The organism is Peribacillus psychrosaccharolyticus ATCC 23296, assembly GCF_000305495.1.
Taxonomy (GTDB): Bacteria; Bacillota; Bacilli; order Bacillales; family DSM-1321; genus Peribacillus; species Peribacillus psychrosaccharolyticus.
In genome coordinates this window covers 35,427-47,473 of the sequence record NZ_AJTN02000251.1, presented here as the reverse complement: position 1 = coordinate 47,473, position 12,047 = coordinate 35,427, and the positions used below count along the sequence as shown (strand labels likewise).

The 12,047-nt window shown below is 39.0% G+C and carries 9 protein-coding genes, 1 tRNA gene and 1 pseudogene; 5 read left to right on the top strand and 6 right to left on the bottom strand.

Annotated elements, in window-relative coordinates; genetic code table 11:
- Nucleotides 1–438: 438 nt before the first annotated feature.
- The 3 genes from WYK_RS20925 to WYK_RS20915 form a co-directional block, all read right to left on the bottom strand.
- Nucleotides 439–2,001: an ABC-F family ATP-binding cassette domain-containing protein gene (locus tag WYK_RS20925; protein WP_040376373.1), complete on the bottom strand. Its 1,563-nt coding sequence runs from the start codon at nucleotides 1,999–2,001 to the stop codon at nucleotides 439–441.
- A gap of 211 nt (nucleotides 2,002–2,212) precedes the next feature.
- Nucleotides 2,213–4,402 (bottom strand): DNA topoisomerase III, encoded by a 2,190-nt coding sequence (locus tag WYK_RS20920; protein WP_040376372.1) that lies wholly within the window; start codon nucleotides 4,400–4,402, stop codon nucleotides 2,213–2,215.
- 131 nt (nucleotides 4,403–4,533) lie between these two features.
- Entirely contained in the window at nucleotides 4,534–5,964 is a 1,431-nt protein-coding gene (locus tag WYK_RS20915; RefSeq protein WP_040376371.1) for a DHA2 family efflux MFS transporter permease subunit, read from the bottom strand.
- 215 nt (nucleotides 5,965–6,179) lie between these two features.
- On the opposite strand from WYK_RS20915, the pseudogene WYK_RS26425 reads away from it, so the two are divergent.
- A pseudogene (locus WYK_RS26425) lies at nucleotides 6,180–6,673 on the top strand (TetR/AcrR family transcriptional regulator).
- Between the two features lie 46 nt (nucleotides 6,674–6,719).
- On the opposite strand, the gene WYK_RS25045 reads toward WYK_RS26425, so the two are convergent.
- Nucleotides 6,720–6,875: a hypothetical protein gene (locus tag WYK_RS25045; protein ID WP_161629163.1), complete on the bottom strand. Its 156-nt coding sequence runs from the start codon at nucleotides 6,873–6,875 to the stop codon at nucleotides 6,720–6,722.
- A gap of 686 nt (nucleotides 6,876–7,561) precedes the next feature.
- Between WYK_RS25045 and WYK_RS20905 the strand changes: the two genes are divergently transcribed.
- Together WYK_RS20905 and WYK_RS20900 are read left to right on the top strand one after the other, a co-directional pair.
- Entirely contained in the window at nucleotides 7,562–8,050 is a 489-nt protein-coding gene (locus WYK_RS20905; RefSeq protein WP_040376370.1) for a DUF2243 domain-containing protein, read from the top strand.
- The gene (locus tag WYK_RS20900) at nucleotides 8,037–8,837 is read left to right on the top strand and encodes a cytochrome c oxidase assembly protein (RefSeq protein ID WP_051387806.1); all 801 of its coding nucleotides are present in this window, start codon (nucleotides 8,037–8,039) and stop codon (nucleotides 8,835–8,837) included. Before WYK_RS20905 ends, WYK_RS20900 begins: the two co-directional genes overlap by 14 nt.
- A gap of 124 nt (nucleotides 8,838–8,961) precedes the next feature.
- Here WYK_RS20900 and WYK_RS20895 read toward each other — a convergent pair.
- Nucleotides 8,962–9,035, bottom strand: a tRNA-Arg gene (locus WYK_RS20895).
- 169 nt (nucleotides 9,036–9,204) lie between these two features.
- Here WYK_RS20895 and WYK_RS20890 point away from each other — a divergent pair.
- Nucleotides 9,205–9,963: a hypothetical protein gene (locus WYK_RS20890; RefSeq protein ID WP_040376369.1), complete on the top strand. Its 759-nt coding sequence runs from the start codon at nucleotides 9,205–9,207 to the stop codon at nucleotides 9,961–9,963.
- Between the two features lie 17 nt (nucleotides 9,964–9,980).
- Nucleotides 9,981–10,646, top strand: coding sequence for an HAD-IA family hydrolase (locus tag WYK_RS20885; RefSeq protein ID WP_040376368.1), 666 nt, complete (start codon nucleotides 9,981–9,983; stop codon nucleotides 10,644–10,646).
- Nucleotides 10,647–10,679: 33 nt separating this feature from the next.
- On the opposite strand, the gene WYK_RS20880 is transcribed toward WYK_RS20885, so the two are convergent.
- Nucleotides 10,680–12,026, bottom strand: coding sequence for a GntP family permease (locus WYK_RS20880; RefSeq protein WP_040376367.1), 1,347 nt, complete (start codon nucleotides 12,024–12,026; stop codon nucleotides 10,680–10,682).
- Between the last annotated feature and the right edge of the window lie 21 nt (nucleotides 12,027–12,047).

Here is a 12,047-nt window from a genome sequence, read left to right as displayed (position 1 = left end):
ATTGATGCAGCAAGTAATGCAGCGGCGGCAAGGGAAGAATCACATGGAGTTAGGGCCGAATATTTTTAAGTTTGGGCTGAATCAACCTCATTTTGGGCCGAATAAAGGTAAGAAACGGCAGAATGTAAGCCCGGCAGAGCTAAATGAGCCGGGATAATGGTGAATTCATAAAGCTAACTGGTCCAAAAAGATCTGGTTTTATCAAAAAAGAGTCCCTAAAAGGAAAAAAGCGAAGCCAACGAAACAAAAAATAAAGATACACTATTTTCACAAGAGCCAAACCCAAGAACTCGTGAAGCGGTCATAATGGTGCCGAATAAGTGATGATTGTCGTTAAACGTTACGTTGATCGTGCCGAAAAAGCGCACTAAATGCTGAATGGTTTAAGATTATTTCCCCAAAAAAAGAGAGTTCCATAGGGGAACTCTCTTTCTATCTTTATTCTGCTGAGTGAACTTCATTAAACCATTCTTCAACGTCCCATACCTTTGTTACCCAGTCTTCATAGAAGTCAGGTTCATGGCATACGAGCAGGATGGTTCCTTTGTAGGCTTTCATTGCCCGTTGAAGCTCTTCTTTGGCTACGATGTCCAGATGGTTCGTCGGTTCATCAAATAAAAGCCAGTTGCTTTCAGTAAGCATTAATTTACATAGGCGGACCTTCGCGTGCTCGCCTCCGCTTAATTGACTAAGTTGACGAGTAATATGGTCGTTTTTTAACCCAACGCGTGCAAGAATCGAGCGGACTTGACCTTGCTCAAGATGAGGGAAGGCATTCCACACATCATCAAGTGGTGTAATTTTATCTGCTTTCACTTCTTGTTCAAAGTAAGATGGGAAGAGGTAATCACCAAAGACACTTTTACCGCTGAGTGGTTTAATATCACCCAATATGGTTTTTAGTAGAGTAGATTTACCGACTCCGTTACAGCCGACGATTGCAATTTTTTCACCGCGCTCAATTGTTGTTGTTAGTTTCGGGAACAGGGGATGATCATACCCAATTTCAAGTTCTTCACTTTCAAAAACAAAACGGCTGCTGCTGCGTGATTCCTTGAACTCGAAGGTTGGTCTCGCCGCTGATTCCGGCTTTTCAATTAGATCAATACGTGATAACTGTTTCTCACGACTCTTGGCACGTCCACTGCTCGAAGCCCGTGCTTTATTCTTATTGATAAACTCTTCTTGTTTCTTAATGAAATCCTGTTGCTTTTCATACGCGCTGATATGTTGACTCTTATTGAGTTCGGATAACTCTAGGAATTTCTCATAGTTAGCTGTATAGCGGGTTAACCTTGAAAACTCTAAGTGGAAAATGACACCAACAACGCTGTTCATGAACTCTGTATCATGGGAAATTAACAGGAAGGCATGAGGGTAATCTTTCAAATAGTTGCTCAACCAACGAATATGTTCCACATCAAGATGGTTCGTCGGTTCATCTAGAAGTAATACTTCTGGCTGCTCAAGCAGTAACTTCGCTAATAGGACCTTCGTACGCTGTCCACCACTTAGTGAGGAAACATCCCGATCAAGTCCTACTGCATCAAGACCTAAGCCGTGAGCTGCTTCATCGACTTTTTTATCAAGATTATAAAAATTCCCAGCTTCTAATTTATCTTGAATGAGTCCCATTTCCTCAAGAAGTTCTTCCAATTCTTCAGGAGTCGCGGATCCCATTTTTTCTGTTACTTCATTCAATCGTTTTTCCTGTTCAAACAAGGGTAGAAATGCTTCGTTAAGAATATCGCGCATTGTTTTCCCTTTTGTAAGCACTGTATGCTGATCTAAATAACCATAATTCGTACTCGGAGACCATTCTACGCGGCCTTCATCATGAATAAGCTGTCCAGTAATAATATTCATCATTGTTGATTTTCCAACACCATTTGCACCGACCAAACCAACATGTTCACCGGCCATTAAACGGAAGGAAACATCACTGAAAAGCATGCGGTCACCAAAGCTGTGACCTAATTTATCTATAGTAAGTAAGCTCATTAATTGTTGAACCTCCAATAAGTTTGAAAAATCTCTACCTTTCATCATACTAAAAATCTACTAAAAATGCTATGGCTTACCATTGGAAATTAACAGGAAATCGCGATATTCCTGTTAAACTCGACAAATTTCTTGGGAAATAATTGAGATAATCCAGCTGACATCCAAGCAAGAAAAGACGGAGAATATACACTTCTCCGCCGAATTTACGTTAATCAAATTTCATTCCTTTTAATAGATCAGCAAACGGATTATTAATTGGTTCAGCTTCTTTTTCTTGCTCTTTTAAGTATTTTTGTACTGTTCGTTTATCTACTTTTCCACCAGATTCTTTTTTACGTCTTGCTTCAAAAGCAGAAAGTTTTTCGCGATAGCCGCATTTACATGCGAAGGTTTGACCGTCACCTTCACCACGCAGTTCCATTTTCTTTTTACATTGTGGGCAGCGTGCATTGGTTACGCGGGCAACATTCTTCCTATGACCACATTCACGATCTTGACAGACTAGCATTTTTCCCTTTTTATTGTTTACTTCAAGCATTGGTTTACCGCAGTCAGGGCACGACTTGGTGGAAATGTTATCGTGTTTATACTTTTTATCGCTAGCTTTAATTTCTTTGACAATCTCTTTTGTATGATGTTTCATTTCATTAATAAAAGCATCTTTTTTCAGTTTCCCTTTTGCGATTTGCTCAAGCTTTTGTTCCCATTCAGCTGTTGTTGCAGGCGATTTTAGCTTTTCCGGCACTAAATCTAACAGCTGACGTCCTTTAGAAGTCATATAGATTTCCTTACCACCGCGTTTTTCAAATAGGAATGAATTAAACAATTTATCAATGATTTCGGCGCGAGTGGCAACTGTACCAAGTCCGCCAGTTGATCTTAATGTGTCTGCAAGCTGCTTATCGTCTGTTTTTATATATTTCGCAGGGTTTTCCATAGCTGATAGTAAAGTCGCCTCATTAAAGCGGGCAGGCGGCTTTGTTTGGCCTGACGTTTGAGTGATTAAATTTGTCTTTAAAACATCGCCTTTTTCAAGTTTAGGCAATAGCTGCTCTTTCACATCGTCTTTCGAATCTTCGTCATCAAAATGATTGGCATAAACTTCTTTCCAGCCAGAATGAATCACTGTTTTCCCTTTCGCAATAAACGTATGATCACCGATCTTGGTTTGTACGGTTAATTGCTCATATTCAAACGCAGGGAATAAAACAGCTAAGAAACGTTTCACGACAAGGTCGTAAATTTTGCGTTCTTTGTCAGTGAAGGAAGAAATATTCACATAATCTTCAGTTGGAATGATGGCATGGTGATCACTTACTTTACTATCATCTACAAATGCTTTTGTTGCTTTAATAGGTTTAGTTAATACTTTATTGGCAAGAGAACGATAGTCACCTACAGCACATGCTTTTAAACGCTCAGGGAGTGTACTTACAATATCAGAAGTTAAATAACGTGAATCTGTACGCGGATAAGTTAAGACTTTATGCTGCTCATACAGTTTTTGCATAATATTTAAAGTTTCTTTAGCAGAATAGCCAAAAATTTTATTTGCATCACGTTGTAATTCAGTTAAGTCATATAGAGCAGGTGCAAATGTTTTCTTTGCTTTGCGGTCAATGGCTATAATAGAAGCGTCTTTGCTGCCAAGTGATTTCACGATTTCGTCGGTCTTTTCTTTATTAAAACTCCGACTATTCCCATTTGCATCCTGCCAAGTTAATGAAAGACCAGGTGTTTTGGCTTCGATTCCATAGTATGTTTGAGGCTTAAAATGTTTAATTTCATCTTCACGTGCTGCAACCATTGCAACGGTTGGTGTTTGTACACGGCCGCAGTTTAATTGTGCATTATATTTTGTTGTTAAGGCACGCGTAGCATTCAAACCTATATACCAATCAGCCTCCGAACGGGCTACGGCAGAAGCATATAAGTTTTCATAATCTTTACCAGGTTTTAAGTTATTAAATCCATCTTTTATCGCTTTATCTGTTACAGAAGATATCCAGAGACGTTTGATGGGTTTATGGACTTTTGCTTTATCAATAATCCAACGTGCAACTAATTCTCCTTCTCGCCCCGCATCAGTCGCGACAATGATTTCATTCACATCATTACGGGTTAATTGCGCTTTTACCGTATTGAACTGCTTCCCCGTTTGTTTCATCACAACTAACTTCATTTGATCGGGAAGCATGGGAAGGTCTTCTAAATTCCATGATTTAAATTTAGCATCATACGCTTCTGGGTCTGCTAGTGTAACTAAATGGCCTAATGCCCAAGTAACGATGTATTTATCGCCTTCTAAAAAGCCATTTCCTTTTTTAGTACATTTCAATACATTTGCTATATCACGTGCAACTGAAGGCTTCTCAGCAATGACTACACTTTTTACCATATATTCGAACTCCCTTACTAACTATTTACCGTATAATATAACATAATTTTAAGGAAGAAATTGCCCAGCAGGCTCCTAAGCAGCTGAATAAGGAAAAGCCGGCACATCGTTAGGAATGTGCCGGCTCTGCATTATGATGATTGTTTCATCTTTGCTTTAGATGGAATAAATAGTGTTAATACAAATGCGATAATAGCTAGGATTGTCATGAAATAATAGGCATCACTTGATCCGAAAATCGATGCAAGTGAGCGGACAGCTTCAGCCGTTGCATTTGGTGTTTCTTCTAGTAAGGTTTCTGCGTGCTTGGTGGTTTGTGCTGTAAAAACCGTAACAACTACAGCCGTTCCGATTGCACCAGCAATTTGGCGAACGGTATTATTCACAGCTGTACCATGCGTCACGAGTGTTTTTGGTAAGGCATTCAAACCAGCGGTGTTCAAGGGCATTGTGATAAAACTTAACCCTATACGAAGGAATATCGTACGTACCATTAAGAAAATAAAGGTTGTTGATTCTGTTAAATCGGTAACCACCCACATTGAAGGAATGATAAAAATCAAACCAATAATGAATAATGGCTTTGCACCAAAGCGGTCAAATAACTTTCCTGTCACGGGAGACATAAAGGCATTGATAATCGCACCCGGTAACAATAATAAACCAGCGTCAAATGCAGAAAATCCTCTACCGTTCTGTAAATAAATCGGTAATAAAATCATATCCGCATACATCATCATAGTGACAAAAATGTTGATAATCGATGTTAGCGTAAAAACCTTGTAGTTAAAAACGGACAAGTTAAGAAGGGGGTCAGCAGATTTGATTTGTCGATGACAGAAAATAGCGATCGTCACGACTCCCACAAGTATGGAAGCTAGGACAATCTTGTCATCCCAACCATGGCTGCCCGCATTACTGAACCCATACAAAATAAGTCCAAATCCGACAGTCGATAATATAACGCTTACTATATCCAACTTCGCTTTTTCAGTACCTGTCACGTTAATTAAATATTTCATGGCTAATAAAATGACGACTACTACAAAAGGTATGATTCCGATAAATAACCAACGCCATGAATAATATTCGATCACAAAACCTGCCAATGTCGGTGCAATGGCCGGAGCAAAAATTATGGCTAGTCCCATTAACCCCATCATACTGCCTCTTTTTTCTGGTGGGAAAATAAACATAACCACGCTCATAAGCAATGGCATAATAATTCCTGCCCCAATGGCTTGGATCATACGGCCTGTTAGTAAGACGGCGAAGTTTGGTGATACTGCGCACAAAATGGAGCCTATTAATAAGAACAGCATCGAACTTATAAATAACTGGCGGGTAGAAAAACGTTTCATTAAATAGGCAGTAATAGGGATCAAGACCCCATTAACCAACATAAAACCTGTAGAAATCCACTGTACAGTTGTAGCAGATACAGTAAATACCTCCATTAAGTTACTTAACGCAACATTCAACAGTGTTTGATTAAGTGTGGATAAAAAACACCCTAAAATTAACACGGTTAACAGTACTTTTTTATTGATTGATTCGGTCAAATTATATTCCTCTCCTCATTTGCTTTTTTTACACAGTGTCAATAAAATAGATGGTAACATTCATTTTTTAAGCTGCCTATTACCAATTTTTTATAAAGTGTTAAGTAAACAACATATTTTTAAAATATATAAAAGAAGTACGAGATTATAGATGAAGGAGAGGTAAAGTGACTATACAAAAAAAACAGGATCCTCGTGCCATTCGCTCCAAACGAATGATTAAAGCAGCTGTCGCAGACTTATTGATTGAAAATCCAGATATCTCAAAGCTTACCGTACAAAAAATAGCTAAACGGGCAGATTTGAATCGTGCCACTTTTTATTTACACTTTATAGATATTGGAGATTTATTAAAACAATTAGTTCACGATATTTTCGACGACTTGTCGTTGGAAATGTCTCCTGTTTTGCAAATCGATAATGTAAATAATGAAAAACAATTAATCACTTTTTTAGATTATTTTTATAAGCATCGGAAACTTTTTGCGGTCCTATTTGAACACCCTGGTTTCAAAAAAAATCCCAAATGATTTTAAAGGACTCCATCGTCGTACAACGTGAAAGGGAAGAGGCTGTAACGAGAAAAATAACGTTATCAATGGATATTCTCGCAGCCTCTATTCTTGGGATCATCATGTGGTGGCTAAAGGACGGCGTCCATTTTAGTTCTGAATATATAGCCAATCAAATTATTGAATTATATCGATAATTAAAACAAAAAGGATGAAGCCTAAGATGGCCTCATCCTTTTTGTTTTATAATTCATTTAGAGCGGTGCCGAATAAATTAAACTCAGGCACCTTTTCTTTAGTTGAAAGTTCATACGTATTCGTTTGATTAGGAACACAGATTGAATCTTGATCATTATTCATCATTGTTGAATCCTGTTCGTCGTACCAATGATTGATCATGAAAACCATCTCCTAAGTTGAATAAAACGATATACACTTTTTGTTGAAGTCTATCCCTGATCACCTGGACTAAATACCGCTGCGTCATTCTCTTTGTTCCATTGGCTTCTGATCGTACTCATCGCACATCATCTCCTTTGGTGAGAAATGCCTCATGCCTTTTAATCACTTATACATACGTATTCGGTCAATCATTCGTGCAAGCCTATCTTGATTCCTACCCTTTATCACCTGGACTAAATACCGCTGCATCATTTTCTTTGTTCCATTGGCTTCTGATTGTACTCATCGCACATCATCTCCTTTGGTTGAAAAATGCCTCCTGCTTTTAATCACTTGCATGAAAAATAGTACCTTGAATCATTCGTGCAGGCTTGTCTTAACGTCTAGCCCTGATCACCTGGACTAAACACCGCTGCGTCATTCTCTTTGTTCCAATGGCTGTTGAACATACTCATCGTACATCATCTCCCTTTGGTGAGAATGTCTTACATTCATACTATACCCCAGTCGTTATATTTAAAACATAAAATGGATATTTTTCTAAAAATAAATATTGTAGTTCAAACAAAAGGTTACAAGTCTTTAAATATCTGTTTTTTCTGAATACAGCTGATAATTTTTGGGGAAAGTAGGGTAAATATAGAATGACAGAGTAGATAAAGCAGGTAGAAAAGGAGGAGCATATGAGTACTACGAATAATAGATCCGCTTACTCCAGTAGAAATATATGGACTGGGATTTTATTTGGGCTCGGTTTAGTTGGTTTTATTGATGAAGCTGTCTTTCATCAGCTGTTACATTGGCATCATTTCTACGACAAATCAACGACAGACATAGGACTGGTTTCGGATGGGTTGTTTCATGCTTTTAGCTGGTTTGCGACCATCGCATCTTCGTTTTTATTAGCCGACTTGCACCGTAAACAAGCGTATAGGTTCAAAAGATGGTTAGCGGGTGTGTTTCTTGGAGGCGGGGCTTTCCAGTTATACGATGGGACCATCCAGCATAAATTAATGGGCTTACATCAGATTCGCTATGTAGAAAATGTTTATGTGTATGATATAATCTGGAATTTCATTGCTATTGTCATGATTATAATCGGTATCACCCTCATTATTCGTACACGCGGCAGAAAACAAGATGGAAAGCCTGTTGCCCATGAATCACAGTAATCACAACGAAGTTCATATAAACCTTGCAGGAGAGGCAGGCTCGCAAATTCTTTTAGCACTGCCTTTTATCCTCGTGTTAATTCTCTATCTTTGTGCTGTTTTCATCTCCAATCGTCATCATAAGAAATGGCCTGTAGCTCGTACTGTGTACTGGGTTTTTGGAGTTTTGTCGGCAATACTAGCAGTAGCCGGACCCATAGCAAACCGTGCCCACATAGATTTCAATGCACATATGCTCGGTCATTTACTCTTAGGGATGCTGGCTCCGTTACTGATGGTTCTAGCTGCCCCAATGACGTTAATGCTGCGAACACTAAGCGTCACTTCAGCAAGACGTCTTACAGGTGTTCTTAGGAGTTGGCCGTCTCGGATGTTTACCCACCCACTTGTGGCGTCATTTTTAAATGTTGGGGGTCTTTGGTTATTGTACACGACCAATCTATACGCCCTTATGCACGAAAGTAACATGTTGAATTATCTTGTGCATGTTCATGTATTTATTGCCGGTTACTTATTCACCGTGTCTATGATTTATATTGATCCAATCCTTCACCGGATTTCTTTTTTATTTCGCACAATCGTCTTAATTATTGCCTTAGCCGGCCATGGTATTTTATCAAAGTACCTCTATACGCAGCCACCTGCGGGAATACCTTTTGAACAGGCAAAACAGGGAAGTATGATGATGTACTATGGCGGAGATATCATTGACCTAATATTAATATTCATTCTATGTTTGCAATGGTTTAGAGCAACTAAACCTCGACGGGAAGCAGCTATGGGGTAAGCTAATGAATCTGTTCTTTAGAATATGAAAAACATCCGTGAGCACTTGATCACGGATGTTTTTTTGCAGTGAAAAACCTTGCTGCAATACGGTATAAACCGAACTACAACAAGGTTTTTGATGATGTCCCAGATAGGAATCGAACCTACGACCTACAGCTTAGGAGGCTGTCGCTCTATCCTGCTGAGCTACTGAGACAGAATAAAAATGTACGATTGATATATTATATTTCTATTCTGCAAATTTATCAAGATATTCGTGTTTGGAAACGGGTGTTATGGTGGTGTTCTTCATTATACGCAAATAAAATCACCGAATATTCATTGATTTTCATGCTATAATTGTATTATTATGGATGGTGATAGATATGAAAAAGAAGCAAATACTTAAAGGTTTGGTGATTGCAGGTATTTGTCTGGTTGGTTTGGTAATTTTTGACCAAATAAAAATGAAGAAGATCAATACTCCGCCTAAATTAATGGCAGTTATAGACGGAACCGAAGCGGATTATCTGGTTCAGAGCTATTCAAAAAATGATAAGACATCAGACTCTCGATTTAATGATGAAGATAATCCTGTCACGAATGTAAATCCGCGTTCCAAAGTAGAAATCAGCTTTGACGACGCACCTGATTTAATGGCAGTAGAAGAGATACACCCAGGGTTTACTTTAGATGCAACATTTAAGGAAGTAATCGAGGAAACAGAAGAGGACATGCTGTGGAATCCTTATCTGCCTCCATACATAATAGAGATTAATAATCAGCCATTTATCAAGTCTTATGTTGTCCAAGCGAAATGGAAGGACGGGAAGAAGGCAGTTTATACGCTGCAGTTTAATGTAAAGAATGAAATTTCCTATCAGAAGCTGCTTAGTGACAGTCCGAAAACCCGCAGCCTGTTTATGGTGATTGATTCATCTGACAATAATCCATTTAATGAAGTAAGAGATGGCGGGATGTTCAGGATTGATCAATTTCGTACAGTAGACTTAGCTGAGGCTCATTCTTCTTTTCCTGAGCTGAAAATAGAAAAGACGCCGACTTATGTGGTGTTTGATTATACAAAGGAAGTATTTCGAAGCCACCAAATGGAAGATCTAGTTGAATTCCTGCACCAATTTTAAGAGATAGGGGAGAAATGATGAGAGATTCGTACAAGTTTGTGCTGGTTGACTTAGATGGAACGATTTCCGATCCGCGACTTGGCATTGTCCATTCTGTACAGTACGCAGCTAAAAAGATGAATCTGCGGGATGTTCAAGCAGCTGAAGTGGAAGCTCATATTGGTCCTCCTCTTCAGGAGACATTTGCTGAAGTATTTGGCTTAGATGAAACAGAGACGATATCAATGATCCATTTTTATCGAGAATATTTTAAAAAAACTGGGATGTTTGAAAATGTTCTTTATCCAGGGATTCAAGAGCTCTTGGAAACCTTGAAACCAACCAAACGTTTAGTGGTTGCAACGTCAAAACCAACTGAGTTTGCGGAGAAGATAGTATCGTATTTTCAGATTGATCCGTATTTTGAACTGGTGGCTGGAAGTAATCTTGATGGGACGAGGACAACAAAAACAGAAATCATCCGTTTTATTCTTGAACAATACGGGGAGTACAAGCCAGAAGATTTTGTTATGATAGGAGATCGAAAACAGGATATCCATGGAGCCCGTCAAAATGGAATAGATTCGATTGGCGTTACCTATGGGTTTGGTTCACCTGCGGAAATAAAGGAAGCACAGCCAAATCATATTGTGGACACTGTATCGGAATTAGAGAAGCTGTTTTACCCGTTTAAACTAAATTAAAAAAGACCCCCCTCAGGTGGAAGGGGGGAAGGGTTATACGAATAAACTAAGCAGTAAAACAAATGCTAGTCCAGCTACAGAAATGATTGTTTCTAATAGTGTCCACGTAGCAAAGGTTTCTTTCATACTTAAACCAAAATACTCTTTAAACATCCAGAATCCTGCATCATTAACATGCGAAGCTACTAAACTGCCTGCTCCAGTGGCAAGAACGACTAAAGCGAGGTTCACATCAGATTGACCAAGCATTGGGATCACTAAGCCAGCTGTTGTTAAGGCTGCAACAGTAGCAGATCCTAATGAAATCCGTAAAATAGCTGCAATAATCCAAGCTAGTAATATAGGAGATAGGTTTGTTCCCTCAAATAGTTCTGCTACATAATCACCGACGCCGCCGTCAATGAGTACTTGCTTGAACGCTCCTCCGCCCCCAATAATTAAGAGCATCATGCCAATATGCGTAATAGCCGTTGTACATGAATCCATGACCGTTTTGATCGGAATCTTTCTGGCGATTCCCATCGTGTAGACAGCGACTAAAAGTGAAATTAACATGGCAGGTGATGCACCGCCGATAAAACGGATGAAGGCTAGTATCGAGTTATCTTTAAACCCTATCGTGTTTTGAAGCAAGGTAATGATAGTAGCGATTGACATTAAAATAACCGGCAGCATAGCGGTAAATACGCTAATGCCAAAACCAGGTGTATCTTCTAGTTTAAATACTTTCTGTTCGCCTAATGAAGCGATACTTCCAGTTTTCGTGAATGACTGAGGTACTAGTTTTTTAGATAGCTTAGTAAATAAAGGTCCAGCGATAATAACCGTTGGAATCGAGATAATAATACCGTAGAGTAATACTTCGCCAATGTCTGCGCCGTACTCCCCAGCAATGACCGTTGGACCTGGATGGGGCGGCAGGAATCCGTGTGTTACGGATAAAGCAGCTACCATTGGAATACCAAGATATAAAATGGAGACTTTTAATTCTTTAGCAATGGCAAAGATGATGGGAACTAATAAAACTAATCCTACTTCAAAAAATAAGGCAATACCGATAATGAAGGAAGCCGCTACAACGGCCCATTGAATATTTTTTTCACCGAATTTGTTAACAAGGGTTAATGCAATTCGCTGAGCCCCGCCTGAATCTGCAATTAACTTGCCAAGCATGGCGCCTAGTCCGAAGATTAATGCTAAATGGCCCAGTGTTCCTCCTAAACCTGCTTCTATCGTTGTTACAATTTCGTCTAAGGGCATACCGAGTGCTAGGGCAACGCCAAATGATACTATTAGCAATGAAACAAAGGTATTTAATTTTAAGCCCATAATTAAGATCAATAGAGCTAAAATTCCAACTGCTACGATGACTAGTGGCATGATGTATCCTCCTATGATGAA